The organism is Rhizorhabdus sp. (assembly GCF_018006725.1).
Lineage (GTDB): Bacteria > Pseudomonadota > Alphaproteobacteria > Sphingomonadales > Sphingomonadaceae > Rhizorhabdus.
In genome coordinates, this window is sequence record NZ_JAGMXV010000014.1 from 17,280 (window position 1) to 43,990 (window position 26,711).

At 65.9% G+C, this 26,711-nt stretch carries 28 protein-coding genes, 1 tRNA gene and 1 pseudogene; 9 read left to right on the forward strand and 21 right to left on the reverse strand.

The window, feature by feature from the left end; genetic code table 11:
- Positions 1-110: 110 nt before the first annotated feature.
- Positions 111-764, reverse strand: a complete 654-nt coding sequence (locus KAY22_RS03950) for a glutathione S-transferase family protein (RefSeq protein ID WP_296620270.1) — start codon at positions 762-764, stop codon at positions 111-113.
- Positions 765-994: 230 nt separating this feature from the next.
- Positions 995-2,410 carry a methyl-accepting chemotaxis protein gene (locus KAY22_RS03955; protein WP_296620271.1) on the reverse strand — a complete coding sequence of 472 codons (1,416 nt, stop codon included), beginning with the start codon at positions 2,408-2,410 and terminating at the stop codon, positions 995-997.
- A gap of 185 nt (positions 2,411-2,595) precedes the next feature.
- Here KAY22_RS03955 and KAY22_RS03960 point away from each other — a divergent pair, with 185 nt between their 5' ends.
- Genes KAY22_RS03960 through KAY22_RS03970 form a run of 3 tightly spaced genes read left to right on the forward strand, consistent with a single transcriptional unit; the run spans position 2,596 to position 5,898 of the window.
- Positions 2,596-3,000 carry a PqqD family peptide modification chaperone gene (locus KAY22_RS03960; RefSeq protein WP_296620274.1) on the forward strand — a complete coding sequence of 135 codons (405 nt, stop codon included), beginning with the start codon at positions 2,596-2,598 and terminating at the stop codon, positions 2,998-3,000.
- Positions 2,987-3,961, forward strand: coding sequence for a hypothetical protein (locus tag KAY22_RS03965; RefSeq protein ID WP_296620276.1), 975 nt, complete (start codon positions 2,987-2,989; stop codon positions 3,959-3,961). Before KAY22_RS03960 ends, KAY22_RS03965 begins: the two co-directional genes overlap by 14 nt.
- Positions 3,958-5,898, forward strand: coding sequence for an asparagine synthase-related protein (locus tag KAY22_RS03970; RefSeq protein WP_296620279.1), 1,941 nt, complete (start codon positions 3,958-3,960; stop codon positions 5,896-5,898). Before KAY22_RS03965 ends, KAY22_RS03970 begins: the two co-directional genes overlap by 4 nt.
- Before the next feature lie 32 nt (positions 5,899-5,930).
- Here KAY22_RS03970 and KAY22_RS03975 read toward each other — a convergent pair whose 3' ends face one another.
- The 5 genes from KAY22_RS03975 to KAY22_RS03995 all read right to left on the reverse strand — a co-directional run bounded on the left by KAY22_RS03975 (position 5,931) and on the right by KAY22_RS03995 (position 9,166).
- Positions 5,931-7,088 (reverse strand): cupin domain-containing protein, encoded by a 1,158-nt coding sequence (locus tag KAY22_RS03975; protein ID WP_296620281.1) that lies wholly within the window; start codon positions 7,086-7,088, stop codon positions 5,931-5,933.
- A 318-nt stretch (positions 7,089-7,406) separates the two neighbouring features.
- Positions 7,407-7,559, reverse strand: a complete 153-nt coding sequence (locus KAY22_RS03980) for a hypothetical protein (RefSeq protein WP_296620283.1) — start codon at positions 7,557-7,559, stop codon at positions 7,407-7,409.
- Positions 7,560-7,642: 83 nt separating this feature from the next.
- Entirely contained in the window at positions 7,643-8,434 is a 792-nt protein-coding gene (locus KAY22_RS03985; protein WP_296620285.1) for a metal-dependent hydrolase, read from the reverse strand.
- 186 nt (positions 8,435-8,620) lie between these two features.
- Positions 8,621-8,696: transfer RNA gene (locus KAY22_RS03990), tRNA-Ala, on the reverse strand.
- Between the two features lie 152 nt (positions 8,697-8,848).
- Positions 8,849-9,166 (reverse strand): TIGR02300 family protein, encoded by a 318-nt coding sequence (locus KAY22_RS03995; RefSeq protein ID WP_296620287.1) that lies wholly within the window; start codon positions 9,164-9,166, stop codon positions 8,849-8,851.
- Positions 9,167-9,280: 114 nt separating this feature from the next.
- Here KAY22_RS03995 and aroA point away from each other — a divergent pair, with 114 nt between their 5' ends.
- From aroA to KAY22_RS04015, 4 genes are all read left to right on the forward strand, one after another.
- Entirely contained in the window at positions 9,281-10,618 is a 1,338-nt protein-coding gene (gene aroA, locus KAY22_RS04000) for a 3-phosphoshikimate 1-carboxyvinyltransferase (protein ID WP_296620289.1), read from the forward strand.
- On the forward strand, positions 10,615-11,244 hold the full coding sequence (gene cmk / locus KAY22_RS04005) for a (d)CMP kinase (protein ID WP_296620291.1): 630 nt from the start codon (positions 10,615-10,617) through the stop codon (positions 11,242-11,244). The genes aroA and cmk overlap by 4 nt, the downstream gene beginning before the upstream one ends.
- Before the next feature lie 199 nt (positions 11,245-11,443).
- Positions 11,444-13,153, forward strand: coding sequence for a 30S ribosomal protein S1 (rpsA, locus tag KAY22_RS04010; RefSeq protein WP_296620294.1), 1,710 nt, complete (start codon positions 11,444-11,446; stop codon positions 13,151-13,153).
- A 126-nt stretch (positions 13,154-13,279) separates the two neighbouring features.
- Complete coding sequence (locus tag KAY22_RS04015; RefSeq protein ID WP_296620297.1) at positions 13,280-13,807, forward strand: GNAT family N-acetyltransferase; 528 nt, start codon at positions 13,280-13,282, stop codon at positions 13,805-13,807.
- A gap of 24 nt (positions 13,808-13,831) precedes the next feature.
- On the opposite strand, the gene KAY22_RS04020 is transcribed toward KAY22_RS04015, so the two are convergent.
- From KAY22_RS04020 to KAY22_RS04080, 13 genes are all read right to left on the reverse strand, one after another.
- The gene (locus KAY22_RS04020; RefSeq protein ID WP_296620299.1) at positions 13,832-15,097 is read right to left on the reverse strand and encodes a capsular biosynthesis protein; all 1,266 of its coding nucleotides are present in this window, start codon (positions 15,095-15,097) and stop codon (positions 13,832-13,834) included.
- On the reverse strand, positions 15,094-16,539 hold the full coding sequence (locus tag KAY22_RS04025; RefSeq protein WP_296620301.1) for a capsule biosynthesis protein: 1,446 nt from the start codon (positions 16,537-16,539) through the stop codon (positions 15,094-15,096). Before KAY22_RS04025 ends, KAY22_RS04020 begins: the two co-directional genes overlap by 4 nt.
- A 234-nt stretch (positions 16,540-16,773) precedes the next feature.
- Entirely contained in the window at positions 16,774-17,352 is a 579-nt protein-coding gene (ssb, locus tag KAY22_RS04030) for a single-stranded DNA-binding protein (RefSeq protein ID WP_296620303.1), read from the reverse strand.
- Positions 17,353-17,362: 10 nt separating this feature from the next.
- The gene (locus KAY22_RS04035) at positions 17,363-19,225 is read right to left on the reverse strand and encodes a ferrous iron transporter B (protein ID WP_296620305.1); all 1,863 of its coding nucleotides are present in this window, start codon (positions 19,223-19,225) and stop codon (positions 17,363-17,365) included.
- A complete protein-coding gene (locus KAY22_RS04040; RefSeq protein ID WP_296620307.1) occupies positions 19,222-19,467 on the reverse strand; it encodes a FeoA family protein in 246 nt (81 codons plus the stop codon). Before KAY22_RS04040 ends, KAY22_RS04035 begins: the two co-directional genes overlap by 4 nt.
- An 83-nt stretch (positions 19,468-19,550) precedes the next feature.
- On the reverse strand, positions 19,551-20,213 hold the full coding sequence (locus tag KAY22_RS04045; protein ID WP_296620309.1) for a COQ9 family protein: 663 nt from the start codon (positions 20,211-20,213) through the stop codon (positions 19,551-19,553).
- The gene (locus tag KAY22_RS04050) at positions 20,210-21,121 is read right to left on the reverse strand and encodes a DMT family transporter (protein WP_296620312.1); all 912 of its coding nucleotides are present in this window, start codon (positions 21,119-21,121) and stop codon (positions 20,210-20,212) included. Before KAY22_RS04050 ends, KAY22_RS04045 begins: the two co-directional genes overlap by 4 nt.
- An 87-nt stretch (positions 21,122-21,208) precedes the next feature.
- Positions 21,209-21,631 carry a 6,7-dimethyl-8-ribityllumazine synthase gene (ribH, locus tag KAY22_RS04055; protein WP_296620314.1) on the reverse strand — a complete coding sequence of 141 codons (423 nt, stop codon included), beginning with the start codon at positions 21,629-21,631 and terminating at the stop codon, positions 21,209-21,211.
- A gap of 13 nt (positions 21,632-21,644) precedes the next feature.
- A complete protein-coding gene (gene ribB, locus KAY22_RS04060) occupies positions 21,645-22,916 on the reverse strand; it encodes a 3,4-dihydroxy-2-butanone-4-phosphate synthase (RefSeq protein WP_296620316.1) in 1,272 nt (423 codons plus the stop codon).
- A gap of 66 nt (positions 22,917-22,982) precedes the next feature.
- Entirely contained in the window at positions 22,983-23,594 is a 612-nt protein-coding gene (locus KAY22_RS04065; protein ID WP_296620318.1) for a riboflavin synthase, read from the reverse strand.
- A gap of 1 nt (position 23,595) precedes the next feature.
- A complete protein-coding gene (gene ribD, locus KAY22_RS04070; protein ID WP_366514060.1) occupies positions 23,596-24,567 on the reverse strand; it encodes a bifunctional diaminohydroxyphosphoribosylaminopyrimidine deaminase/5-amino-6-(5-phosphoribosylamino)uracil reductase RibD in 972 nt (323 codons plus the stop codon).
- Positions 24,567-24,914, reverse strand: coding sequence for a hypothetical protein (locus KAY22_RS04075; protein WP_296620321.1), 348 nt, complete (start codon positions 24,912-24,914; stop codon positions 24,567-24,569). The genes ribD and KAY22_RS04075 overlap by 1 nt, the downstream gene beginning before the upstream one ends.
- A 53-nt stretch (positions 24,915-24,967) precedes the next feature.
- On the reverse strand, positions 24,968-25,603 hold the full coding sequence (locus tag KAY22_RS04080; protein WP_296620324.1) for an energy transducer TonB: 636 nt from the start codon (positions 25,601-25,603) through the stop codon (positions 24,968-24,970).
- A 355-nt stretch (positions 25,604-25,958) separates the two neighbouring features.
- Between KAY22_RS04080 and KAY22_RS04085 the strand changes: the two genes are divergently transcribed.
- Together KAY22_RS04085 and KAY22_RS04090 are read left to right on the forward strand one after the other, a co-directional pair.
- Entirely contained in the window at positions 25,959-26,126 is a 168-nt protein-coding gene (locus tag KAY22_RS04085) for a hypothetical protein (protein ID WP_296620326.1), read from the forward strand.
- Positions 26,127-26,153: 27 nt separating this feature from the next.
- Entirely contained in the window at positions 26,154-26,354 is a 201-nt protein-coding gene (locus KAY22_RS04090; RefSeq protein ID WP_296620328.1) for a PspC domain-containing protein, read from the forward strand.
- A 22-nt stretch (positions 26,355-26,376) separates the two neighbouring features.
- Here the strand turns inward: KAY22_RS04090 and KAY22_RS04095 are convergent.
- A pseudogene (locus KAY22_RS04095) lies at positions 26,377-26,711 on the reverse strand (glutamate--tRNA ligase); the annotation flags it as partial.

Genomic DNA, 26,711 nt, shown 5'->3' on the forward strand with positions numbered 1-26,711 from the left:
CTCGAAAAATACAAACATGCATGTCTGTTTTATAGGGCGCGGTGAGGCGTGGCTAGTCCTTGCGCGACGGGTGGCGAAGCAGGGGCAGCGCGGGGCCGCCCGATCCGGCCTCAGTCGCGGTCGGGTGCGCCCAACGGGAAATAATGCCGGTACTTGTGGGCTTCCTCGACCGCGCGGGCGAAGGATGGCCGCTGGAGCAGTCGCGCGCGATAGGCGCGCAGGACGGGATAGGCCTGTGCGATCGGATGAACCCAGTCGGCGTAGAAGAGCGCCGGCGCCGCCGCGCAATCCGCGAGCGAGAAGGCGTCGCCCGCTGCCCAGCACCGCCCGGCGATCCGGGCTTCGATCCACCCATAGGCACGATCCAGCGCGGCCCCAGCAACGCGCTTCGCCTCGTCGAGGCGGTCGGGCTTTTCGCGCAGCGACTCGTTCACCGCACCCTGCACCGCGTTCATCACATAGCTGTCGAAAACGCGATCGAGCAGTCGCACCTCCAGAGCCGCCACCGGATCGTCGGGCAGGAAGCGGACCGGCCCGCGATGGTGCAGGTCCAGATGCTCGACGATGATGCTCGTCTCGGCGATGGCCTGGTCGCCGTCGACCAGCAGCGGGAATTTGCCGATCGGCCAGTGCGCGCGCAATTCCTCGCCGGCGCCCGGCTCTTCCATGTGGCGATAGGTGAAGGAGGTGTCATTCTCCCACAGCGCGATGAGAACCTTCTGGCTGTAGGAAGAGAAGGGGTGGGCAAAGAGCGTCAACGACATCGGCATCCTCCGCATCGGCTCGCCTTCCCGGTCAGTCTAGGCCGGTGCCGCCGATCGGATGCATCATGCACGGCCGCGAGGTCCGCGCCAGCGCGGATCTCGCCGATATGGATCATCTGACGCCCGGCTTGCCGGGGCCGGTTCGAGGCCGGTCGCGACGAGCAAGGGAACCGTGTCGCGACCGAGCCGGCCGGGGAAGAAAGGGGGTGCTGATATCAATGTATGAGGGGTCAGAACTCGTGCCAGTCCTCGGCGACTGCGACGGCTGCCGCCGCCCTGCTGCTGACGGCCGGCATGCGCACAGGCCGGGGGGTGGAGGCAGGGGCAACCCAGGCTTGCGGCTTGCGGTGACGCGGCGCGCCGACGTTGAAGCGGGCGACCGTACCCATCAGGCTGCCTGCTTCGTCGTTGAGTGAGGAGGCTGCTGCGGTCGCCTGCTCGACCATCGCGGCGTTCTGCTGCGTGACCTGATCGAGTTCGAGTACGACGGCGTTGACCTGACCCAAACTCGCTGACTGGGACTCCGCCGCCCGGGCGATCGTCGAGACCAGCGCGCTGACATCAGCGATCCTGTTGCTGATCGTTTCGAGCGAGGCGCCCGCCGCCGATACCAGCTGCACGCCATTCGACACTTCCGCAACGCTGCCGTTGATGCGGCCTGCGATGTCCTTCGCCGCTTCGGCTGCCCGCTGTGCCAAGGCGCGCACCTCGCTCGCGACGACCGCGAAGCCGCGACCCGAATCTCCGGCGCGAGCCGCCTCGACGCCGGCATTGAGCGCGAGCAAGTTGGTTTGGAAAGCGATGCCGTCGATCACGTTGATGATTTCGACGATCTCGCGCGACGAGCCCTGAATGCTGTTCATCGCCTCGATCGCATCGCGCGCGATCCTGCTGCCCTGGATCGCCTCGTTGCGGGCCTGTTCAACCGCCACGTCTGCGCGGGCGGCGTCGGCGGAGGTCGCTGCGACGGTGGATGTGATGAGGCCTACCGACGCCGACGCCTCTTCAAGATTGGCTGCCTGCATTTCGGTGCGGCGTGCAAGCTCGTCCGACGCCTTCTGAATTTCCTGCGCCCCGGTGTGCACACCCTGCGTCGCGTTGCTCGTCGCTGCAAGCGCAGCATCCAGCGACGCGATGGCAGCATTGAAATGCTCACGCAGGTCTTCATAATCCGCCGGGAAGATCTCGTTGAGCCTGATCGTCAGATCGCCTTTGGCCAGCGCCCCCAAGGCATCGGCCAGCGCGCCGATCACCGTACGTTGCGCTTCCCGGGCGATCATCTCGGCCTTGGCGCTGGCTTGCACCTGCACGGCATTGTCGCGGAAAGTCGCCATGGCTTTTGTCATGCGCCCGACACAGTCGCGATGATCCGTGAATTGGACTTCGCTGTTGAGATCACCGGCTGCCAGCCCCTCCATGCGCACCACGGTGGTGACATAAGGATCGCAGATCAGTTTCTTGTACAGAAAGGTGAGCGAAACCGTCGCGAGCCCGACCGCTCCCATCATGGCGAGTTGCGCCAGCGGGGGCGTCGCTCCAGACAGAGTCACCGCGCCCATTCCCGCTACGGCCAGAAAGACATAGCTGCCTGCCATGACATTGAATTTGGACCGTATCGGCGCATCCGCCACAAACCATCGGATCATATCCAGCTCCTCGAATATGCCCACGCTATCCGATAGTTTCCGGTGGTTAATGTAATGCCTTGAAGCGGCTAAGTAATGTTCCCAGACCCTTCGACTTTCCGGTAAGTTTTTCATTGGAATCCGTCCGGATTTCTTTCCGGTGCCTCGCCTGGCCGGCTGTGGACTGCCCCCTGCCGAAGGATGGGATGCAGCGCCGTCGCGATGTCCGCTCGCCGCATGGTTGCGTCGAGCCGAAAGACTTCATCGAACATCATCCCATTTTCAATCGCACGGCTTTTCGATATCCGGACGTCATGCCCGAGGAAGCCGAGACCGCAGCCCTTCATAGCGTGCTCAGCCGGAATCCGGACTTCATGTGGTCGGAGGTCGACGGTGAAATCGTGATGCTCGACGTCGCGAACGGATCCTATATCAGCTTCGACCACGTCGCTTCAGAGATATGGCGACTCATCGAAACGCCACTGGACGTGGGGGCTCTCGTCGACCGGCTATGCCTGAAATATGATGCCGACCGATCGATCATCGAGAGCGATGCCATGCGGTTTCTCGACCGGGCGATCGCCCGCGATGTCATCCGTGTCGAAGGTTGAGCGCGAGACGGTCGTCCGCCCGATCCCGGTCAGGGCCTTCCCCATCGGCGAAGGACTGGAAATCGTAGAGATCGACATTGCCGGGCTGCGCAGCGATTATCCGTTCCAGCTCGACCAGATCGCGGCAGCCCGCGCCTTGCAGCGCCCACTGTCCAGCCGGCGGATTCCACCGCTCGACCTTGCGGACGCATCGGCTCCCGACGGGCTGATCTTCCATGCGGGCAGATGCGGATCGACGCTGCTTGCCGTCGCCCTGGCACGCCTGCAGTGGAGCCGGGTCGTTTCGGAGCCCGGCGCACTGAATGACGTGCTGAGCGAGACGGGGTTCTGGCGCTTCCTTCCATGGCCGCGGCGTGAGGCGGCGCTGCGTCATCTGATGCACCTCCTGCCGGCCGGGTTTGGCGAAGATCCCGGCCCGCTCATCGTGAAGATGTCGAGCTGGACGACGAGGGAGGCAGTGCGATTTCAGACCATGTGGCCGGGCGTCCCCAAGCTCTATCTGTACCGCGAGCCGCTCGCTGCACTTGCCTCCTTCGCCGCCCGGCCGCCGATTTGGGGGCGGCATGCTGGTGCGGAGGGCGCATGGAATTTTATCGCTCGGACAGTGGCGGATGGGATGAGCGTCATCGCCGAAATGGTCGAGGGCGATCCGATGGGCGACTGGATGCTCGTGAACTATGCCGAGCTCGCGGATTCCGTGCCTGCCATCTGCGGTCATTTCGCGATGAGCCCGGCAGACGATTTGGTAGCGCGCTTCAAGGTCCTGGCCCGCACGAACGTGAAGGAGGCCGACCGAGGCAAGGCCGCCGCGCCCCGGATCGACCCCTGCGATCCTGCGCTCGAAGGCATCGTCGAGGCGGTGGTGCGCGAATCTTATAATCGGCTGGAAGCACTGCGTCTGGTGCAGAAGGCGCGGCCGTCCTTCGGCGATGACGCCGTTTGCGGCAGGAGCCGGTCATGAGTGCGATCTACGGAGCCTGGCATATCGACGGTCGACCTGGAGCGCATGCCGGGTGCGAACGGATGCAGCAGGTGGCCCGCGCTTTTGGTCCCGATCAGGCGCGCACTTGGGATGGTGGAGAGGTCGCGCTGGGGGCTGCGTTGCTGCGGCTCCTGCCGGAAGATCGTTTCGATCGGCAGCCATTGCTCGGCGCGGGCGGGATAGTGACTCTCGTGGCCGACATTCGTCTCGACAATCGCGGCGAGCTCGGCGCAGCGCTCGCCCTGTCGCCCCCGGACATGGCTCGCAGAAGCGACGCGGATGTGCTTCTTGCCGCCTATGAGCGGTGGGGGGAGGCCGCCATCGACCGTCTCGTCGGCGACTTTGCCTTTGCGGTCTGGGATGCGCGCGATCGCTCGCTTCTGATCGCCCGGGACCATGGCGACGCCCGTCCGCTCCATTATCACCGTGGCAAGGGCTGGTTCGCCTTTGCGTCCATGCCCAGCCTGTTGCTGTCGCTGCCAGCAATTGGGCGCGGGCTCGACACCGTCCGGCTCGCGCGCTGGCAGTTGCTGCAGTCCGACGGGGGAGGGCGGAGCTTCTACGAACAGATTTCGAGCGTCGAACCGGGGCATCTGGTGCGGGTGCACGCCGATGGCCGGGTGGATGTGCGGCGCCATTGGCGACCGGAAGCCATTTCGCCTCTGCGCCTGTCGCGGCCGGAAGACTATGTCGAGGGGCTGCGATCGGTTCTGGACCAGGCCGTCGAAGCACGTCTGCGCAGCGTGCGCGGTAATGCCCTTCTGCTCAGCGGCGGGCTCGACAGCGCCGCCGTCGCCACCAGCGCCGCGCCGATCCTCGCGGCCCGCGGGGAGCGGCTGACCGCTATAACCAACGTGCCGCGATCCGACGTTCCCCGGCAATATATGGCGGACGCCCGCCTCGACGAAGGACCTTTTGCGGCGTTGGTTGCAGCGCGCCACCCGAATATCGACCATGAATTCGTGCATCTGGCCGATGCCGACCTGCTGGCAGAGGTCGAGCGGCTGACCGGCTATGCCGATCAGCCGGTGATGAATCCGCTCAACACGGCCTGGTTGTGTCTGGGCTATGCGCTGGCGGCGAGACGCGGCAATTCGACGGTCCTCGTCGGGACCAAAGGCAATTTCGGGATCAGCTATACCGGCCAGCACGCCTTGTCGGAGATGGCGGAACGGGCGCGCTGGGGAAAGCTCCTCGCGGAAACGGGACGCCTCCGCCGGAACGGCTATGCGGAAAGGGCGGAGTATCGCCTCTACACAGTCGTTCGGAGGGCACTGACGTCACGCCTGCCGGGGGCAATCAGGCATCTCCGGAGGCATCCGATCTATGCCGATCTCTTTCCCATCGCGCCGGCCGCGCTCCAGAAACTGGGCTATGATGGTCCGGACGATCCGCGGCTCGCCGATGCGCTCTCCCCCCGCCTTCTGTCCTGGCAGGACTGGTTCCGGCATGCGTGGGGTCGAACCGACGCCGCGCCGATGAACTCCGCCATTCGCGCGGCCTTCCGCATCGATCGGCGCGATCCGACCGGCGATCGACGCGTGCTCGAATTTTGTCTCGCCACGCCGGCGGACATCTTTCTGCGCGAGGGGCAGCCGAAATGGCTGTATCGAAAGGCATTCGGAAGCCGTGTTCCGGAGCCGATCTGGGAGGACCGGCACAGGGGCCTGGCCGCATCCGACTGGAAGAGCGTGCAGTTGCAGGCGCAGCGCCCTCTGGTCGACGAGCTTCAGCGGCAATCGGCGACCCGGGCGTGTCACGAGGTGGTCGACGTCGACACGTTGCTTGGTCTGGCGCAGACGCTGGAGCAGGCCGATCCGGCCGATCGCGCCTCCTATTACCGCTATCACCTGAAGCTCATGCGCGGGCTTGCGACGGGCCTGTTCACGCGCAAAGCCAGTGGCAGCAACGCCTGAACTTTGTTGGATTGCAGCGGAGCTTGCTTCGTTCAGTCTTCCAGAACGAACAGCAGCGACTTGCGTATCAACCCGGACAATGCCCGTTCCGTGGTTTCTGCTTCCGGTCCTTGCAGCAGGGCATCGACGCGGCTTCCTCCGCTTTCGAGCAGCCTGACGAGCAGCGCGCGTTCGGCAGAATCCAGGACAATCCGGATCCCGTCCGCCTCGATCTCCGCGCCGCCCTCGGAGGGGAGGTCGGGACAGCGCCGCAATGATGGACAGACCCAGCTTCGCGGCGCGAGCGGACCGAAGAAGCCCAGGTTCAACGGTCTGAACGGGGCCGCCCGGCGATCCCGATCCGCAAGCATGTCGCCAAGGTCCAGTTGATCGACCAGCGCATGGAGTGCCTGCCTGATCCCCGTCGACCGCCGTGCGGCGGCCGCGTCCGGCTCCTGCGGGGATACATCCTCGCGAAAGAGGATGTCCTGAATGCCGCGCTCGCGCAGCCAGGAAAGGCTGTCGCAGGCCTTGAGAGTATGGATGCCGATCGTCAGATGCAGCGACCGCTCTCCGACGACCGCCGCCTGATGGACCTCGCCACGCGGCAGGTAGAGCAGGTCACCCGGCTGGAGTTCCTCTACCCACGAAGGCTGTTCGATCCTCGCAATCCCGCCCTTGAGGGGTCGGGCCTCCGCGCCCCCATAGCCTTTCCACGCCTTCCTGCCGTCGATCTGCAATATCAGGACGTCATGCTCGTCGGAGTGGGGTGGCAGGGCCCCGCCGCGGGTGAAGCTGGCATAGGCATTGACCTGCATGTCTGCGCGCAATTCGCGCTCGAGCGCGGCGGTGAGGGCTGCGATCTTCGAACTCAGGTTGTGGAGTCCGATGAGTTGTATGCTCAGCCCCTGATCGCATAGAAGGTGCAGGGCTTCGGCGAGCAGCACGCGCTCGCCGCTGTCCCTTCTCCTGCTCACGAGATCGATGGGAACTTCCCGTCCTGCCCGCATCAGTCTGACGCGCCCGGACATGAGACTGTCCATGGAGACGCAGCGGTTCAGTTCCGCCCATGGGAAGAAGTGCGCGAAATCGTCGCGCGACGTGCGCAGCTTCAGGGGCCGTTTTTCTGCAAATGCCGCGAGGAAGGAATCGACTTTCTCGGGCTGCAGCAGCGCCGATAATCCGTCGATCATCGCCTCATTGTCCGCCATGTCGGGCTGGCCCTCTGTTATCGATCACAAAGGGCATTATAGGGCACTATAGAGAATGTTGGCGGTCAGGACAGCTCGTTGGTATCGGTATCGCCAATCGTGCCGGCGCCCGCCCGCGTAAGCGCGACCGCATCCACCTCGGTCATCTGTGGCGGAATCCAGGGGAGTTTGGTTGTGTCGACCTAAGGTCCCGACAGGGTGCAAGTCCTGCTTCACCTGCTTTGTCATGTACCGTTCCAATTTTGACTCTGCTGCCTGATTCTGCCAGCGAGCAGCTTGGCTCGCCGCGTAGCAGCTTACTCGGCCTGAAGGCCGGGATCAGGATACCCGATTGGGGTCTTGATCGGCTACCGCATCGCCGCCCGCCAGCGTAGCTGCGACCGCATCCACCTCGGTCATCTGTGGCGTAGCCCAAGGCTGCTTGGACGCATCGGGCTGGGCCACGTCCGCTTGTTTTTCGTGCTTCGTCATAGATGTCCCCTGTTCCCGCTGGCGTAATTAATGCGCCAATTTGCGGCTACTTGGCAAGGCAATTGCGGGGCGGATGTCGATCGCTACGACGCGGTCAGGCTCTCGAGTAGCCGGATGGAACCGCGCGGCGCCGCCTTGCCGCCCGGATCATAGGCCGGCGACAGGATGGCAAGGATCCGGGGCAGCGAGAAGCGCAGGAGGCGGCGGCGATAGGTCCGTTCCTCGGCGTTCAGCCGCGCACGGCTTGCCGCATCGAGCGCCGCCGTGTCGCAGGCGATCAGGTGGTCTGAAACCCGCTTGCCCCATTGACCGAGGTGTCGCGCCGCCAAAGCGAAACCCCGGACGCGGCTCAGATAGTCGCCACCCAATTGCCGGTGGACGTCGAAGCAGACCGAGCGATGCTCGAACTCCTCCGCCAGATGCCATTGCCACAGACGAACCACGCGTGCGTCGGCACCTTTCAGAAGATCGTCGACATGCCCGAAGAAGAACTCGGCCTGGATCAGGCCCAGCGACTCGAACCCTTCGCAATAGGCGGCGCAGTCGCGGAGCGACCGTGTTTTGAGCATCGCCTCATATTCCGCCGTCAACTCCGCGTCGAACGCCCGCAGTTCGGGGTAGCGCGCCCACATCGTTTTGTTGAACAGGCGATGGTAGCGATAATGATTACCTTCCTGGGACATGAAAATCTCGATGTCGCGCCGCGTGGCGGGGGCCGCGACCTCGCTCAGGGCGCGCGCCATCACCTTGTTCAGGAAGATCTCGACCGCCGGGATGATCAGTGATCCCGCGTTGACGATCTGGGCGAAGGCGGTGTTCGGGGCCCAGTGGGGCAGGGCGTCCTGAAAGACGATCCTCGGATTACGCGCCTGCATCGGTGCTCTCCATGCACGGCCGCATCGCATCCTCTCCTATGTCTAAGCCGGCTTTCTGCCGGTCCTGAGAGCAAGATGTACGCGCGTTCGGAGGAGCAAGGGAGAGGGATTCGCAGGATGGTCGCGCATAGCCCCGTGACGAGCTGCCAGGTTCTGCGCATCTTTGGAATTTGTGGGAAAAGGAAATGGTGGAGCCGAGGGGGATCGAACCCCTGACCTCTGCAATGCCATTGCAGCGCTCTCCCAGCTGAGCTACGGCCCCGTGCCATTTCGGTCGCTCGCCGGTTGGGCCCGGCGGCGGAGCGCGCCCTTTAGGTCAGCTTCGAGGGCCTCGCAAGACCCTTTTCGCATCGCGCGCTATTTTATGACGATCGCCGCCGGGGCGGGCCGCAGGGGGCCGCCCCGGCGCGCGGATCAGTTGTCGTCCTCGTCGTCGGCCGTGTTCAGGCCGATATCGTCGTCGCCGCCCAGATCGACGTCGTCGTCCGGATTCTCCTCGGCGTCCTCGTCGATGTCCAGATCGTCGGACAGGTCGGTGTCGACCGCCTTCGGCTCGGGACCTTCCTTCTTGGGCGCGTCGAACGGCAGCGGCTGCTTCGACTTGAGGACGGGTTCAGGCTCCCAGGCCGCACCGCATTCGATGCAGGTGACGGGATTGTCCTTTTCCAGGTCGTAAAAGCGGGTGCCGCACTTCGGGCAGGTCCGCTTGGTGCCCCATTCAGGTTTCACCACGGTTTAGAAACTCCAGTCGACATTGCGGAAACTTCGCGGCCGCCCGAGTCAATGGAAGGCCGAAACGCCGGGCGCCTTGCCATAGCCCGGCGCCGCTGTCAAAAGCGCGCGCCTATGCACGGCCCCCATCCAAGCCCCGCACGCTTCTCGGCCCCCGGCCCGTTGCGCGGAACCACCGGCGTTCCCGGCGACAAGTCGATCTCGCACCGGTCGCTGATGCTGTCCGCGCTCGCGATCGGCGAAAGCCGCGTCGAAGGGTTGCTGGAAGGGGAGGATGTCCTCGCCACCGCCGCTGCGATGCGGGCGATGGGCGCGACGATCGAGCGCGGTGCGGACGATGCCTGGCGCATCCATGGTGTCGGCGTCGGTGGGCTGCTCCAGCCGCAAGGCGCGCTCGACATGGGCAATTCGGGAACATCGACGCGCCTGCTGATGGGCCTCGTCGCCAGCCATGCGATCACCGCGACCTTCACCGGCGATGCCTCGCTGTCGAAGCGGCCGATGGGCCGCGTGATCGAACCGCTCGGCCTGATGGGCGCCGAGATCAGCGCTAGCCCCGGCGGACGCCTGCCGCTGATGGTGCGGGGGCTCTGTCCGGCTGTGCCGATCGACTATCGGCTCCCGGTCGCTTCGGCGCAGGTCAAGTCGGCGATCCTGCTCGCGGGTCTCAACACGCCGGGTATTACACGCGTGGTCGAACCGATCGCGACGCGCGACCATAGCGAGCGGATGCTGCGCGGCTTCGGTGCCGAACTGACGGTCGAGGAGGACGGCGCGGGCGCGCGGCTCATCTCGATCCGGGGCGAAGCCGATCTGCGGCCGCAGCATATCGTCGTACCGGGCGATCCGTCCTCGGCGGCCTTCCCCGTCGTCGCGGCGCTGCTGGTTCCGGGATCGGAGGTGACCGTCACCAATGTCGGGCTCAACCCCACCCGTGCCGCGCTGTTCGACGTGCTGCGGATGATGGGCGGCGATATCGTCTTCGCCAACCAGCGCGAGGTGGGCGGCGAGCCTGTCGCCGACATCGTCGTGCGCCATTCGGTGCTCAAGGGGATCGAGACCCCGGTCGAGACCGTCGCTTCCATGGTTGACGAATATCCGATTCTGTTCGTCGCGGCGGCGCTGGCCGAGGGCCGCACCGTGGCGCGCGGGCTGGAGGAACTACGTGTCAAGGAATCGGACCGGATCGCGGTGATGGCCGAAGGGCTGCGCGCGATCGGCGCGCGGGTCGAGGAACTGGAGGACGGGCTGATCATCGACGGTACCGGCGGCGACAAGCTGCCGGGCGGGGCGACTATCGCCGCGCGGCTCGATCATCGCATCGCAATGAGTTTCGCCGTCGCGGGGCTGGTCTCGTCGGCGCCGGTCACGATCGACGACATGGGCCCGGTGGCGACCAGCTTCCCCGGCTTTACGGGGCTGATGACCGCCCTGGGCGCCGAAGTCGCATGATCATCGCGGTCGACGGCCCGGCGGCTTCGGGCAAGGGCACCATCGCCAAGGCGCTCGCGCGCCATTACGGCCTGCCGCATCTCGACACCGGCCTGCTCTATCGCGCGGTCGGTGTGTCGGTGATGCGCGCCGGCGGAGATCCGGCCGATGCGGCCGATGCGTTGCGCGGCTGCAACTTCGAGGCGGCGCTGCTGGAGGATCCGGCACTCAAGACCGAGTCGGCGGGCCGCGCGGCCTCGCTCGCTTCGGTGCACAGCCAAGTGCGCGAAGCGCTGCTCGAACGGCAGCGTGTCTTTGCCGGACAGACGGGGGGCGCGGTGCTCGACGGACGCGATATCGGCACGGTGATCGCGCCGGAAGCCGACGCCAAGCTGTTCGTCACCGCCCGTCCCGAGGTGCGCGCGCAGCGCCGCTTTCGCGAGATGGAATCGATGGGCACGGGGGTGGGCTATGACGCGGTCCTTGCCGATATCCTCGCCCGCGACGAACGCGACATGGGGCGGTCAGCCGCACCGCTGCGCCAGGCCGAGGATGCCGACTTGCTCGATACCAGCGATCTCGGTATAGAGGCGGCCGTCCAACGGGCGGTAGAACTCGTGGAAGCCCGGACGGCGAAACGCTCTTAACAGCGGTCGCCAGCAGGCGCGACAGGGGGTCGGCAGTCAAGACGCCGTTCTCTTGCCGCGCCCTTATGCTTTTCGGGTTCCGCGAATCGAGCGACCTGCGGATGCCATAGCGGCATGAGGCCGTTATGGCGGTTCTGGCCCAAAGACCTCCGGAGACAACCGGATGGCCGGAATAACTGACACAGGAAGACATTAGTCTATGGCCACTACGGCAAACCCGAGCCGCGACGATTTCGCGGCGCTTCTCAACCAGACCCTCGGCGGCGAGAACGAAGGCTTCGAAGGCCGCGTCGTCAAGGGCACCGTCACCGCGATCGAAAACGACATGGCCGTCATCGACGTCGGTCTGAAGTCGGAAGGCCGCGTGGCCCTGCGCGAATTCGCGCCTGCGCCCGGCCAGAAGGCCGATCTGAAGGTCGGTGACGAAGTCGAAGTTTATGTCGACCGCGTCGAGAACGTCCATGGCGAAGCGATGCTCAGCCGCGACCGCGCCCGCCGCGAAGCCGCCTGGGACAAGCTCGAAGCCGAGTTCTCGCAGTCGAGCCGCGTCGAAGGCGTCATCTTCGGCCGCGTCAAGGGCGGCTTCACCGTCGACCTCAACGGCGCCGTGGCCTTCCTTCCGGGTTCGCAGGTCGACATCCGTCCGGTCCGCGACGTCACCCCGCTGATGGACATTCCGCAGCCCTTCCAGATCCTCAAGATGGATCGCCGCCGCGGCAACATCGTCGTGTCGCGCCGCGCCGTTCTCGAGGAAACCCGCGCCGAGCAGCGTTCGGGCCTGATCCAGTCGCTGGCCGAAGGCCAGGTGATCGAAGGCGTCGTCAAGAACATCACCGACTATGGTGCGTTCGTCGACCTCGGCGGCATCGACGGCCTGCTGCACGTCACCGACCTCAGCTACAAGCGCGTTGGCCATCCGAACGAGATGATCAACATCGGCGACGTCGTGAAGGTGCAGATCATCCGCATCAACAAGGACACGCAGCGCATCTCGCTCGGCATGAAGCAGCTTGAGAGCGATCCGTGGGAAGGCGCTTCGGCCAAGTACCCGATCGGCGGCAAGTTCTCGGGCCGCGTGACGAACATCACCGAATATGGTGCCTTCGTCGAGCTCGAGCCGGGCATCGAGGGTCTGGTCCACGTCTCCGAAATGAGCTGGACCAAGAAGAACGTCCACCCGGGCAAGATCGTCTCGACCAGCCAGGAAGTCGAAGTCGTCATCCTCGAGGTCGACGCCGACAAGCGCCGCATCTCGCTCGGCCTCAAGCAGGCGATCACCAACCCGTGGGAGGCCTTCGCCGAAGCGCATCCGATCGGTTCGGTCGTCGAGGGCGAAGTCAAGAACGCCACCGAGTTCGGCCTGTTCATCGGCCTCGACAACGATGTCGACGGCATGGTCCACATGTCCGACATCGCCTGGGGCGTGACCGGCGAGGAAGCCCTGTCGCTTCACCACAAGGGTGAGACGGTCAAGGCGATCGTCCTCGACATCGACTCCGAGAAGGAGCGCATCTCGCTCGGCATCAAGCAGCTCGAGCGTGGCGGCATCGGCGCTGCGACCTCGGATGGCTCGAAGCTCAACAAGAGCGCGGTCGTCACCGTTACCGTCCTTGCCGTCACCGACGGCGGTCTGGAAGTCCAGGCTGGCGACGATGGCGCGGCTGGCTTCATCAAGCGCAGCGATCTCGGCCGCGACCGCGACGAGCAGCGTCCGGAGCGTTTCCAGGTCGGCCAGAAGTTCGACGCAATGGTGACCGGTTTCGACCGCTCCAAGAAGCCGACCTTCTCGGTCAAGGCGATGCAGATCGCCGAAGAAAAGCAGGCCGTTGCGCAGTACGGTTCGTCCGACTCGGGCGCATCGCTCGGCGACATTCTCGGCGAAGCCCTCAAGGCTCGTCAGAACGGCTGATCCGGACCGGTCCTTCGGGACCGGCAGGAGCAAGGGATCGGGGCGCGGAGGCTTTGGCTTCCGCGCCCCTTCTCTTTGTGGAGTTCGCCTGCTTGACGGCATCGCCGCTGCATCGCAGGCAGAGGCATGACCATCGCCATCCGCCCCGCCGCGCCCGATGATGCCGAGCCACTCGCCCGGCTCAAGCTGAGCACCTTTCGCCAGACCTTCCTGGAAGACGGGTTCGCGATCCCCTACCCGCCGGCTGACCTCGCGATCTTCGAGGCGGAGGCCTATTCGGCGGATGCGGTTCGCGCCGAACTGGCCGATGGGGAGCGGCGAAGCTGGGTCGCGGATCGCGACGGCGAATTGCTGGGCTATGCGCAGGTCGGCCCCTGCAAGCTGCCCCATGTCGAAGTCGCGCCTGGCGAGGGCGAACTCTACCAGCTCTACGTCCTGCGCGAGGCGCAGGGGCTCCGGCTGGGTGCGGGGCTGCTCGCGGCCGCGCTCGATTATCTCGCCGTGGCGCGGCCGGGGCCGGTATGGCTGGGCGTCTGGTCGGGCAACGACAAGGCGCAGGCGGTTTATGCCGCACGCGGCTTCGAGAAGGTCGGCGACTACCGCTTCAAGGTCGGCAGCTGGTATGACGAGGAATATATCATGCGCCGCCGCTGAGGCGGATCGATCGGGAGGCGCGCGCTATTCGGCGGCAATCTGGGTGGTGCCGCCCAGATAGGAACCGATGTCCACGATCTTCGACGCTTCGACCAACCGTGCGATCGACCCTTCGACCAGCATTTCGATCCCCTCGTCGCTGGCGAAGCCGCCATAGACAAGGCAGCGCGCCTGCAGCACGCGGGAGAAGGCATCCCAGATCTTCGCATTGGGCGGGGTCGGATCGCTCCAGAAGCTGTCGAGCGGCCCCTGAAAGGTGATGCCGGGGATGTTGTAGACTGCCTGGCCCAGCGTGATCACCGGAATGCCCGATGCCAGCGCCAACGTGCCCGTCGTGCTGTTGACCGTGACGACGCCCAGCGAATTCTCGACGATGTCGTCGATCCGGCCGCCCTTGGTGAACAGCACGCGATGCTCGACGTTCAGCCGTCGCGCCTCGCGCCGGATGAACCGGCGCCAGCTGAACAGGCTGCTGTCGAGCGGATGTTCCTTGACCAGAAGATAGGTGTCGTCGGGGGCCGAGCGGGCAAAGCTCTCGATGACATAAGAGGCGCCCGCCTGCATCGTGCCGAACAGCGAATGGACGCGGATCTGGTGGTCCGAGGACAACTGCAGCGGCAGCGCGAAATAGCGTTTGCCCTCAAGCTGGGCGAGGACGTTCTCGGCCCGGTCTTCCTGCAGCTTGCGCAGTGCGAACTGCTTGAGCCATCCGAGCGCTTCCGTCACCGCCGAACGGTCGCGGTGCGACTTGTAGTGCGGAAAGCGCCAGCGGCCGAGCGAGGTGCGGGCATAATAGCTGGTTGCTTCCTGTGCGCGGCGGCGGAAACGCGACGGCACGGTCGGGCGCTTGGCCAGCGGCGGGAGTGTGCGCGCCGCCTTCAGGTACCAGTTCGGATCGCGTGGCAGCGAGGAGTGACCGTTCACGCCGTCGAGTTCGAGCGTGGCCCAGTCGGGCCGGATATAGCCTTCCTCGAACACATGGACGCGCACGCCGCGCAGCCGCGCCATGCCGCGTGCCGCATTGTGCAACGGTCGGCAGTCGCCGAACAGGATCAGGTCGGTGATCCTGTGGTGGACCAGGAAATCGTCGACGAAGCTCGGCCAGCGCTCGGCGGTACCGCGATAATCGATCGCCGGACCCGACCAGGAGGCCACGTCACCGGCGTTGAGATTGATCCGGTGGACCGCATGGCCGAGCCGGCGCAACGATGCGCCGAGCCGGTCGAAAAAGGGTCCCGGCGGCCCTTGCAGGAACAGGAAGCGCTGCTTGGCGATGTCGTGAAGCTTCAAGCCCGGCCTCCCGCAACGGAGAGGGTTCGGCGCAGGCGGCCCTGAAGGCGGCGCAGGCGGGTCAGCAGCGTCTCACGGGGTTCCGGCTCGGCTGCAAGGCGCTCCACGAGAATTTCGGGAGAGCAGGGGAGCTTCGTTACCGGGTCGAGATAGCGCGGGTAGAGAATCAAAGTTGCCGCCACAAGCTGCGCCTTCGTTACGTTGTGGCCCCGTCTGCGCTCAATGGGCGGCGCGAGGTCCCGCGTCAATCCCCATCCTGCATAGAAGGGCTGGCCGTGCGTCACAACGTCGCAGCCGCGAATAAGTGCCTCGAAACCCGTGAGCGACGTAAGGACATGCACGGCGTCGACCGCATCGAGCATCGACGCCATCGGCACGTCGCGCACGACCTGGTCCACATGGCGCAGGGCAACGGCATCGGTTATGGCGCCCCGCCGGTGGCCGGCGTCGACGTCGGGGTGCGGCTTGAAGACGAGCCATGCGTCGGGCTCTGTGGCGCGCGCGCGGCGGATCAGGTCGAGATTGCCTTCGACGCCGGCACCGCCCAGTTTCACCGAAAGGTCATCCTCGACCTGGCCGGTGACGAGGACGATGCGGCGGTCCTTGACCGGGCGCTCCCAGGGGGCTCCGCCGCTCGCATATTTGCTGATCCCGGCGTCGACCAGCGACCGCATGAGCCGTTCCGCACGGGCGAGCAGTGCCGGATCGGCCGGTGCTGCGATCATCGCTTCCAGGTCGGAAGGACGGGTCGGGTCGAGGTGAAGGCCGGACCGGTCCAGGATAATCGAATGCGGCGGGTGGCAGTCGCTCCCCAGCCCGGCGGATCGGAGGAAGCCGTCCTCGACCGGATGCACGTTTACGCCATGGGCCGCGGCCTCCTCGGCCAGTCCGCGCGGCGCCTTGGAAGGCCATACCGCGATTTCGCCGCCTCCTCGCAGCGCGGCGCCGACGGCGTCTGCGGCATTGCCGGCGAAGACCAGGCTGTCACCCGGCCATAGCATCGCTTCGACCTCGCGCCGCTTCCAGCGCGCTATGCCAGCCGCGACGACGAGCCCCCGATTGCGGTCGATCGCCTGCCGCCAGAAAGCGAGCTGGTCGATCGCCGCTTCGATCGCGACCGGCCGTCCGGAAAAGGGGTCGCGATAGTCGGCCCCGTCGATCAGCCAGCGGGTCACCGCACGATCGAGCGCGTCCGGATCAGGGCTGTGCGCGATATCGGCAAAGGGGCCGGGACCGGTCCAATCGACACTAGCCCCGGCAATCAGTGCCAGCAGACCACGCTCGTCGTCGCCAGCGAATGCCAGCCTTTCGCCGCGCGCTATCTGATCCCAGACATTGTCAGCGCCAGCAGCCCAGAAACGCCCACCGATGCGCGCTTCCACGATCCTTTCGCGGATCAGTTGGGCGCGCTCGCGCAATTGAGGAGTGATGTCCTCACGCACCGGCGCGAGCGGGCGCTGCCGACTTACGGCGGCCGTCTCGGGCGCCGTCCCGGGAAAAGGTGGCGACCTGAGGATCGGTAGCGAGGGGCTCATCTCACCAAACCGAAAGGGACCGGGTCACGCATTGCAGGAAAATACGCTACCCGGCTTCCCACGCAAGCGAGGAGGAGCCCGGCGTGCCGGGCGCAGCAGCCGTTCATCGGGTAATCGGCAGCGCCTGTCGCGGTCCCGCGATCAGAACGGAACGTCGTCGTCGAGATCGCCGACATCGAACGGATCGGACTTGCGCCCGCCGCCAGCGCTCTGCCCGCCGCCGCGATTGCCGCCACCGAAGCCGCCGCCGGCACTGCCGCCGCCGCCGAAGCCCGAGCCGCTGCCATAGCCGTCATCGTCGCCCCAGCTGCCGCCGCCGGCACCCATGCCGCCGCCGCCGGAGCCGCCGCCCATTCCGCCACCGCCTTCGGGGCGATCGAGCAGTACCATCACGGCGTTGAAGCCCTGAAGCACGACCTCGGTCGAATAGCGCTCCTGGCCCTGCTGGTCGGTCCATTTGCGGGTCTGGAGCTGGCCTTCGAGATAGACCTTGCTGCCCTTGCGCAGATAGCGCTCGGCGACGCCGGCCAGTGCCTCGTTGAAGATCGCGACCGAATGCCATTCGGTCTTGTCGCGGCGCTCGCCGGTGTTGCGATCCTTCCACTGCTCCGAGGTGGCGATGCGCAGGTTCACCACCTTGCCGCCATTGGCAAAGGAGCGGCTTTCCGGGTCGCGACCCAGATTGCCGACGAGGATCACCTTGTTAACGCTGCCTGCCACGCGGGCCTCCCTACAAACCTAAAGCTAGCGCGCTCCAATAGGTAGCGCCTGCCGCGATGTAAGCCAGACCGAACAAATAGGCCAGCATGAAGCCGGTCCATTTCCAGCTGTTCGTCTCGCGCCGCACGACTGCGATCGTCGACACGCATTGCGGCGCGAAAACGAACCAGGCGAGGAAGGCCAGAGCGGTTGGCAGCGACCAGCGCCCTTGCAGCCGTTCGACCAGCGACTGCTCCTGGACCGCTTCGTCCTCGGCATCGACAGCATAGACGGTGGCGAGCGCCGACACGGCGACCTCGCGGGCCGCCATGGCCGGAATCAGTGCCAGCGCCATGTCGCGGTTGAACCCGACCGGCGCGAACACCGGTTCGAGCGCACCCGCGATCCGGCCGGCGATCGAATAGTCGATTGCGGGCTGGGAATAGTCGGCGGGGGCCTTGGGATAGGAGACGAGCAGCCACAGGACGGCCGTGGTCGCCGCGATGATCGTGCCGGCGCGGCGCAGGAAGATGATCGCGCGCTGCCACAGGCCCAGCAGCACGTCGCGCAGGATCGGCATCTGGTAACGCGGCATTTCCATCAGGAAGCCGGGAGCAGGCCCCTTGGTCACCGTCCGGCGCAGGATGTAGGCGGCGAACATCGCTCCGGCGATGCCGGCGATATAGAGGCAGAAGAGGACCAAGCCCTGCAGACCGACGCCGGGGCCGACGGTCCGCTCGGGAATGAAGGCCGCGATGATAACGGCATAGACAGGCAGGCGGGCCGAGCAGGTCATCAGCGGCGCGATCAGGATCGTCGTCAGCCGGTCCTTGGGATCGTCGATCGTGCGCGTCGCCATGATGCCCGGAATCGCGCAGGCGAAGGACGACAGGAGCGGGATGAAGGCCCGGCCCGACAGGCCGACGCGCGCCATCAACTGGTCCATGATGAAGGCGGCGCGGACCATATAGCCCGATGCTTCGAGCAGCAGGATGAACAGGAACAGGATCAGGATCTGCGGCAGGAAGACGATCACCGCGCCCACGCCCGCGATCAGTCCCTCGGTGATCAGTGACCTGACGAAGCCGTCGGGCATCCGGTCGGCCACAATGCCCTGCAGGGCGACGAAGGCGCCGTCGATCGCATCGGCGGGCGCTGCGGACCAGGCGAACACAGCCTGAAACATCACGAACAGGATGGTCGCCAGCAGGATGGGGCCGATCACCGGGTGCAGCGCCACCGCATCGGCGCGGTGCGTCCAGCGCAGCCGGAAATTCTCTTCTGTCATTGCGGCGGCGGCGATCGCGCGCGCGCGCCGCTGCAGCGTGATCAGCGCGTCATGGTCGGTCGACGGTTCGCTGACCGGACGGGACGCCTGCGTCGCCGCCAGGCTGCCGAGCGCGACCTTGAGTTCGTCGATACCCTTCCGGCGGACGGCAACGGTCGGGATGACCGGCACGCCGAGCTCGGTCGAGAGCCGGTCGGCGTCGATGCGCAGTCCGTCGCGCTCGGCCATGTCGACCATGTTGAGCGCGACCACCGTCGGCAGGCCGAGGTCGATCAGTTGGAGCGCGAAGCGCAGATGGTTGTCGAGATTGGTCGCATCCACGACGACGAGCAAGGCGGAGGGCATCCGCTCGCCCGGCTGCTTGCCGAGCAGCACGTCATGGGTGACGGCTTCGTCGGGGCTCGATGGCGTCAGGCTGTAGGTGCCGGGCAGGTCGAGCAATTCGAGCGGGCGGCCATCGTCGAGCGCCATGCGGCCCGATTTCCGCTCCACCGTCACGCCCGGATAATTGCCGACCTTCTGGCGGGCGCCGGTGAGCGCGTTGAACAGGGCGCTCTTGCCGGCATTGGGGTTGCCGGCCAGCGCAATCAGCGGGGTCGGCGTCATGATGCCGATCGAGGCCCGACCAGGATGGCGGACGCCTGGATGCTGCGCAGCGCGACGGTCATGCGGCCGATGCGGCACGCGATGGGATCGGCGCCGAACGGGCCCTTGTGCAACTTCTCCACCGACACGCCCTCGTCCACGCCCAGTTCACGCAGGCGGCGCGCATCGCGCTCGTCTAGCTGGTCCCAGCGTACCCCGATGATGGCGCCGCCGGTTCCCAGCGGCAGCCTGTCGAGGCTCATCGTCTCTGCATCCACATCCATGATGCGAGTGATTATCAATAAGGTGGCGTCTTTGCCATCCCCCCTCGCAAATTAAGCGCAGGTCAGGCCTGGAGGCGATAGCGCAGCCGTCCGAGAAAACGGACCGGGCTGAAATGTCGGTCGGGCTCGGGCTTCATCCTGGCCTTGAACTTCTCGAACCGCATGACGTCGTCGATCCGGCGATCAAGGAAGGCGCGCGTGTCGGCGAAGTCCTCGCTGTCGTCGTCCATCCACGCGGTCAGAACCGATGTGTAGAGCGCGGCGAGCGTCGTCCGTTTGCTGTACCAGGCGATGTCGACGCTGGTGTCGCCGATCGCGCGCCACATCGAGTCGGCGGCGCGCCATGCCAGCTTGACCGCGCGTGCGGCATGGCGCGGACGCGCGAGCTGGGTGATCGCCCGGCGCAGGGCGTCGGGCTGGCGGGTGGCTTCGTCGAGCCGGACGAGCAGCGCGGTGCGGATGCGGTCGCGGATCTTCATCGCGCCGAGGTCGAGCGACCGGAGGTGCTCGGCCATCGCTGCATCGATGGTGGCGAACCAGGCGTCGATCATCTCGATCGCGCCGCCCGGGAAGCACAGCGCGGCCCGGTCGGCAGGGACGTCGAGCTCGTCGGCGGCATTGGCCAGCGCGGTGGAACTCCAGCCGTCGAACACGGCATGGGTGGGAAGGCGCTCGGCCAGCGCCCGCCGAAGCTCGTCGAGGGTCATGTCGGCGGGAGTAATCATGGCTGTTCCTTTAGCTTTTCGGGCGTCTGCTGACCAGTGCTACCGGCCCGGACGAGTACCAGGGCGGCGCAGATGGCGAGGCCGCCGGCGAGATCGAGGATGCCCAACATCTCGCCATAGCGCACGCTGCCGATAAGGGCAGCGATGAAAGGCTGGATGAGCAGTCCGATCCCGATCACCAGCGGCGGGAGATGGCCGATCGCATAGACCATGAGTCCCTGCCCGACGACCTGGCTGCCGATCGCCAGCAGCAGCAACGGCGTCCAGTCGTGCGGCAGGATGGGGCCGCCGTCGATCCACGCGAACAGCAGCAGCGGCAGCACGCCCGCCATCGTCGAGATGAGCAGCACCGGCATGGGCTGCAGCATGCCCCGCGCCTTCGACAGGGCTATGATATAGCCGGTGTAGAAAATGCCGGCGAGAATGCACAGCAGGTCGCCGGTCAGGTAGCGGCTGTCGAGCTGGTAGGAGCGGCCGAGCAGCAGCGCCGTGCCGATCACGGCCAGCAGCAGTGCCAACGCCTGAACGCGATCGGGCAGCGATCGCGTCGCGATCAGCGCGAAGGCGGGCAGCAGGAAGCTGGCGAGATTGCCGAACAGGGTCGCATTGGCGAGCTTTGTGTGGTGGATGCCGACATGCCAGGCGCCGAGGTCGGCCGCGAAGAAAAGGCCGCCGACCGCGATCGTCCCGATCATGCCCCAGGACAGGCGCGGGATCGGCTGGCGCGCGAGCCGGGTCATCGCAAAGAGGAGGGGGCAGGCGAGTGCCAGCCGCCAGAAGGCCGAAGCGATCGATGAGGTGTCGGCGAGGCGGACCAGCCAGGGGCCGAAGGCGAGCGCGATATTGGCGATCACCATCGCGGCATAGGCGCGGGCGACGGGGGGCGAGGCGGGCGATGCGCTGCTCATCGACCCGCCATCGCCTTCCGTCACAGCGAGGGCAAGACCCAATTGCCGATACGCCGTGATGACGATCGGCAATTGGTCTCGATCAGGTCAGGCGCCGAATTTTTCGCGCAGTTCGAGCATGCGCAGTGCGGCCTTGGCCGCTTCTCCGCCCTTGTCCTTATCCGACCGGCGAGCGCGGGCTAGCGCCTGGGCTTCGTTCTCGACGGTGATGATGCCGTTGCCGATCGCGATGCCGTCCATCGACAGCGCCATCAGGCCGCGTGCGCTCTCGTTCGAGACCACCTCGAAATGATAGGTCTCGCCGCGGATCACGACCCCGATCGCGACGAAGCCGTCATAGCGTCCGCTCTCGGCAGCCATTGCGATGGCGCCGGGGATCTCGAGTGCGCCGGGAACGGTGACCGTCTCGTGACGATGACCCGCTTCCTCGATCGCGGTGCGCGCGCCGTCGAGGAGCATGTCGTTCAGATGATCGTAGAAGCGCGCTTCGACGATGAGGATCTTGGCCATGGTCTAGCTCCTGTCAGGCGGCGGGAATGGGCCGCTCGCCTACGATCGACAGACCATAGCCGTCCAGCGCAATCAGCGTGTGGTGCGAATTGGTGAGCAGGATCATGTCCTGCACGCCAAGTTCGGTCAGGATCTGCGCACCCACGCCATAGTCGCGCAGTTCGTCCATCGCCGAACTGTCGCCGGTCTCGCGCGCCTCGACCGCGCGGGTCATCCAGCCGCTCATCGGGCGGTTGAGGATGACGATCACGCCGGCGCCTTCCTCGGCGATCATTTCCATCGAGCGCTCGATCAGGTCGCTGCGCGGGCTCTTCTCGCCATAGATGTCGGCGAAGGGGTTGAGCAGGTGCATGCGCACCAGAGTCGGCTTGTCGGGGTCGATATGACCCATGACCAGCGCGGTCTGCTCGGTCCCGGTCGCCTTGTTGTAGAAGGTCGTCAGCTTCCACTCGCCGCCCCAGCGGCTGGTGAAGCGCGTTTCGGTGCGCTTCTCGACCAGATGGTCGTGCTTGCGGCGATAGGCGATCAGGTCGCGGATGGTGCCGATCTTGAGCTTGTGGGTGCGGGCGAACTCGACCAGCGAGTCCATCCGCGCCATCGTGCCGTCATCGTTCATGATCTCGCAGATCACGCCCGAGGGGTTGAGACCGGCAAGGCGCGCAACGTCCACCGCCGCTTCGGTGTGACCCGCGCGGATCAGCACGCCGCCGGGCTTGGCGACCAGCGGGAAAACATGGCCCGGCGTCACGATATGCTCGGGGCCCTTCGACGCGTCGATTGCGACGGCGACGGTGCGCGCGCGGTCAGCGGCGGAGATGCCGGTGGTTACGCCCTCGCGGGCCTCGATCGAGACGGTGAAGGCGGTTTCGTGACGGGTGCCGTTGTTGCGGCTCATCAGCGGCAGGCCGAGCTGGTCGACGCGCTCCTTGGTCATCGACAGGCAGATCAGCCCGCGACCATATTTTGCCATGAAGTTGATCGCGTCCGGCGTCGCCATCTGCGCGGGGATGATGAGATCGCCCTCATTCTCGCGGTCCTCGTCGTCGACGAGGATGAACATCCGGCCGTTGCGCGCCTCGTCGATGATCTCCTCGATCGGCGACAGGCCAGAATAGGAGAGATAGCGCTCGAGCTTCTTTAGCGTATCCGCCGTGGGGTTCCAGTCGGGGTCGTCGAGCGACCGCAGCGAATTGGGATGAAGTCCGGCGGCGCGGGCAAGGCCGGAACGGGAAACGCCGCGTTCGGACACGGCGTGGCGGATGCGATCGATCAGTTCGGTGCTCATGGGTGCTGCGATATCACATCGAGGTGACATCGCAACGATTAAATCACATTGAAATGTGATTCCTTGTCAGGCCGAGGTGCGCAGCTGCTCCATGCGCCGCAGATAACGGGCCAGCACGTCGATCTCCAGGTTCACGCTGTCGCCGACTTCGAGCAGGCCGATCGTCGTCACCGCCGCGGTATGCGGGATGATGTTCAGGCCGAACAGGGTGCTGCCGTCCGGCTGGTCGGTGATCGTGTTGACCGTCAGCGATACGCCGTCGACCGTGATCGATCCCTTCTCCGCCAGATAGGGGGCGAGTTCCGCCGGTGCGCGAATCTCGAAGCGCTTCGAATCGCCGTCGGAACCGATCGAGGCGACCGTGCCGACACCGTCGACATGGCCTGTCACGATGTGGCCACCCAGTTCGTCGCCCAGCTTGAGCGAGCGTTCGAGGTTGAGTTTGCGACCGGTCACCCAGCGATCGGCTGCGGTGCGCGAGACGCTCTCGCCGCTGATGTCTATCGCGAACCAGTCGGGCCCGAGTTCGACCACCGTCATGCACGCGCCCGAACAGGCGATCGATGCGCCGATGTCGATCGAGCCCGTGTCGTAGGAGCAGGCGACGCGCACATGAAGGTCGCCGCGCTGCTCGGTCGCGACGATGGTGCCGATGTCGGTGATGATTCCGGTGAACATGTCAGCAGCGTTCGTAGATGCTGAGGCGGTCGCTGCCAAGCATGCGCGTGTCGGCCATGCACCAGCGGCCATGTGCCGATGCGAGATCGCCGAGGCCGATATCCGCGATCGCCGGCCGGCCGCCGCCGATCAGGATCGGTGCGGTGTAGAGCAGCAGTCTGTCGACGAGATCGGCGCGCAGAAAAGCCGCTGCCGTGGCCGCGCCGCCCTCAACGAACAGATGGTCGACCCCTTCGAGGTCCGCGATCAGTTGCGGGCGGGCGATAGCGGTCCAGCCCTCGGGTGCCGCGCCGTGTGTGAGCAGCAGCCGGCGGGGGCTGCGATCGGCCAGCCCTGGCAGCCGCACGTCGAGGCGCGGCGCGTCGGCGTCGAAAGTGCGGCGACCGACCAGGATCGCCTCATGTCGGCTGCGTTCGACATGGCAATGCGCCCGCGCCGCGTCGCCGGTGATCCAGCGGCTGCTCCCGTCCGCGAGCGCGATGCAGCCGTCGAGCGACGTGGCGAGCTTGAGCGTGACATGCGGTCGGTTCGATGCTTGACGGGTGAGGAAGCCGGCCATCGACCGCCGCGCCTCGTCGGCAGCGACGCCGGCAGTTACCGCGATTCCGGCGGCCTCCAGCCGTGCGATGCCCCGGCCATTGGTCCGCGGGTCGGGATCGGTCAGCGCCACGACCACGCGTGCCGGAGCGGCTGCTGCAAGAAGGTCGGCACAGGCGGGGCCGCGCGTCGAGAAATGCGCGCACGGCTCCAGCGTGACATAGACGGTGGCGCCTTCCACACTCCCTGCCATTGCCAGGGCCTGCGCTTCGGCATGAGGGCGGCCGCCAGCCTGCGTCACGCCCCGCCCCATCACGCGCCCGTCACGAACGACGATGCAGCCGACATTGGGGTTGGGTGCGGTGCGTCCGCTGCCGCGTCCGGCGAGCGCGATGGCTGCCAGCATCCACCGCCGGTCGTCCGCGCGCGGCGGGATCAATATTCGATGCCGAGTTTGTCGGCCACGCGGCGATATTCCTCCTGTTTCGCCTTGCGTTGTGCGTCGCGGACCTTCTGGTCGGCGATGTTCTGTTTCTCGATCTCGGCATCGGTGCGGGTAGAGGGCCAGCTCTCGACGAAGATCACCTGCGCCTTGGGCTTGTCGGTCTTCGAATCGACATAAAAGCCCCAGACGATGATCATCGGCATCAGCCCCGAGACGACCGCGATCATCAGCTTGTGGCGGTTCTGCTGATGCAGGAAGGCTTTTAGATCGGCAACAAAGGCGCGCGGGGTCGAAGGGCGGGGGAATATGGCCATGAAGGCCAAGATAGGCGAGGACATCCCGTCGCGCCAGTCCGCGCCCGGAAGACCGGGCGCCAGACCGGCCGGCTGGATCAGCTTTCCAGCTTGAACCGCACCGTCAGCGTGCGCCAGCTGTCGGTCGGCACGCCCTCTCGCGTCGCGGGACGGAAGCGCCACGCGCGCAGGGCGTGATCGCGCGTGGCTTCGAAAAAGCCGGCATGGGTCGCGTTGACCAGCTCGACCTGCTTCACCCGGCCATCGGCGCCGATCAGCACGCGCACCGTTGCGCTCCCTTCGATATCTGCGCGGGCGAGGGCGGAAGGATAGCCCGGCTGGAAGCGCGCGGCGGCGCCCGGCTCGATCGCTGCAGGGACGAACAGCGGTGTTGCGGGTTGGACGGGTTGTACCGGCTGCGTCGTCGCGGGTTCGACCTGCGGAAGCGGATCGAGCCGGATGGGCTGGGTGGAAGGGGGCGCCAAGTCGACGATCGGCTTCACCAAGTGCGGCTTCGCCTCCTTCGGGGATGCCTTGGGCGGCGGGGGCAGCTGCTCATCTGGCGGCGGGGGTGCCTCGATGCTCTCGACGATGGTCGGGAGATAGACGATTCGTTTGAAGCTCTCAGGCGGCGCAAGGATCAGCGCGGCCAGGACAGCGGCATGGCCGGCGATGACCAGCCCGAGGCCGAGGGGATGGGATTTTCGTTCGGTAAGATAACCTCCATTGGTCATGGCTATACTCCTACTCCGAGCGTGGCCGGATGTGTCTCCGACTCACTGGCGTGATAGTACATCATCACGCGTTCCTGCGGTCGTGGAATCTGGTCCGGATCGGACCTTTTGATTGTGGCCCCGACGGATATGGATTCCCGCCGTCGCGGGAATGACTCAATGAAGGAAATGGCCGGCGCCTATCGGGCAGATATGCCGCACCTTGGCGAATTTTCCGATAAGATGGTGCCATATTCGGGATCGTCGGGCCGTGAAGAAGGTTTTAACCCCGATTTTCCTGGCTCCGAACATTTGGCACGGCTCCTGCACAGCATTGGGTATCCGGCCGAGGGGGCCGATCAAAGGGAGCCAGACCATGTTCGACACCAACACCGAGATGAGCGACGCCAAGCGTTTTCTGCTCGCGGTCGGCGGTGCGCTGCTCTTCAGCCTCGCCTGTCTGGCGACCGCTCTGGGGCCGGCGAATGCGAACTGCTTCTGCTCCGCGACGCCGATCTCGGCCGAGCGCCCCGTCCTCCTCTGACCGTCCTGTCAAGCAAAGGAAATTGCCATGTCCGTCCGTACCGAACGCTTTCGCCTCAACAAGAGCCAGGGCAAGATCATGGGCGTGTGCGCCGGTCTTGCCGACTATAGCGGAATCGATCTTTCGCTGATCCGCATCGCGGCGGTGCTGCTGACGCTCTGCGGCGTCGGCTCGACGATCCTGCTCTATCTGCTGGTTGGGCTGATCGCGCCGTCCAACCGCTTCTGAGGGTGAGCCGCTTCGTCGGGGCTCAGGATCCGGCGGCACGCAGCCGTGCAATTGCGCGGTCGCGGCCGATCAGCGGGAGCAGCGCGTTCATGTCCGGCCCATGCTCGCGCCCGGTGAGCGCGAGCCGCAGCGGCAGGAACAAGGCCTTGCCCTTGCGCCCGGTGGCGGCGTTCAACTGACCCGTCAGCGCTTTCCAGGTACCGGCGTCCCATGTGGCGGTTTCCGCCAGTTCGGCGGCCTGACGCACGAAGGCGGGATCCTCGTCATCCAGCGCACTCTCCACGCTGCCCTCGACGACGCTCCACCAGTCGGCCGCGTCGTACAGCCGGGTCAGATTGGGCCGAATCGCTTCCCAAG

Bases quoted from the DNA above. Each gene is read 5' to 3' on its own strand.
- KAY22_RS04080 (WP_296620324.1), bottom strand. From the start codon at position 25,603: ATGACCAATGGAGGTTATCTTACCGAACGAAAATCCCATCCCCTCGGC.
- KAY22_RS04015 (WP_296620297.1), top strand. From the start codon at position 13,280: ATGACCATCGCCATCCGCCCCGCCGCGCCCGATGATGCCGAGCCACTC.
- ribB (WP_296620316.1), bottom strand. From the start codon at position 22,916: ATGAGCACCGAACTGATCGATCGCATCCGCCACGCCGTGTCCGAACGC.
- ribH (WP_296620314.1), bottom strand. From the start codon at position 21,631: ATGGCCAAGATCCTCATCGTCGAAGCGCGCTTCTACGATCATCTGAAC.
- KAY22_RS03975 (WP_296620281.1), bottom strand. From the start codon at position 7,088: ATGGCGGACAATGAGGCGATGATCGACGGATTATCGGCGCTGCTGCAG.
- KAY22_RS04050 (WP_296620312.1), bottom strand. From the start codon at position 21,121: ATGAGCAGCGCATCGCCCGCCTCGCCCCCCGTCGCCCGCGCCTATGCC.
- KAY22_RS04045 (WP_296620309.1), bottom strand. From the start codon at position 20,213: ATGATTACTCCCGCCGACATGACCCTCGACGAGCTTCGGCGGGCGCTG.
- rpsA (WP_296620294.1), top strand. From the start codon at position 11,444: ATGGCCACTACGGCAAACCCGAGCCGCGACGATTTCGCGGCGCTTCTC.
- KAY22_RS03960 (WP_296620274.1), top strand. From the start codon at position 2,596: ATGCAGCGCCGTCGCGATGTCCGCTCGCCGCATGGTTGCGTCGAGCCG.
- KAY22_RS04065 (WP_296620318.1), bottom strand. From the start codon at position 23,594: ATGTTCACCGGAATCATCACCGACATCGGCACCATCGTCGCGACCGAG.
- KAY22_RS04040 (WP_296620307.1), bottom strand. From the start codon at position 19,467: ATGAGCCTCGACAGGCTGCCGCTGGGAACCGGCGGCGCCATCATCGGG.
- KAY22_RS04085 (WP_296620326.1), top strand. From the start codon at position 25,959: ATGTTCGACACCAACACCGAGATGAGCGACGCCAAGCGTTTTCTGCTC.
- KAY22_RS03980 (WP_296620283.1), bottom strand. From the start codon at position 7,559: ATGACGAAGCACGAAAAACAAGCGGACGTGGCCCAGCCCGATGCGTCC.
- cmk (WP_296620291.1), top strand. From the start codon at position 10,615: ATGATCATCGCGGTCGACGGCCCGGCGGCTTCGGGCAAGGGCACCATC.
- aroA (WP_296620289.1), top strand. From the start codon at position 9,281: ATGCACGGCCCCCATCCAAGCCCCGCACGCTTCTCGGCCCCCGGCCCG.
- KAY22_RS03985 (WP_296620285.1), bottom strand. From the start codon at position 8,434: ATGCAGGCGCGTAATCCGAGGATCGTCTTTCAGGACGCCCTGCCCCAC.
- KAY22_RS04075 (WP_296620321.1), bottom strand. From the start codon at position 24,914: ATGTCCTCGCCTATCTTGGCCTTCATGGCCATATTCCCCCGCCCTTCG.
- KAY22_RS04090 (WP_296620328.1), top strand. From the start codon at position 26,154: ATGTCCGTCCGTACCGAACGCTTTCGCCTCAACAAGAGCCAGGGCAAG.
- KAY22_RS03970 (WP_296620279.1), top strand. From the start codon at position 3,958: ATGAGTGCGATCTACGGAGCCTGGCATATCGACGGTCGACCTGGAGCG.
- KAY22_RS03950 (WP_296620270.1), bottom strand. From the start codon at position 764: ATGTCGTTGACGCTCTTTGCCCACCCCTTCTCTTCCTACAGCCAGAAG.
- KAY22_RS04035 (WP_296620305.1), bottom strand. From the start codon at position 19,225: ATGACGCCGACCCCGCTGATTGCGCTGGCCGGCAACCCCAATGCCGGC.
- KAY22_RS03955 (WP_296620271.1), bottom strand. From the start codon at position 2,410: ATGATCCGATGGTTTGTGGCGGATGCGCCGATACGGTCCAAATTCAAT.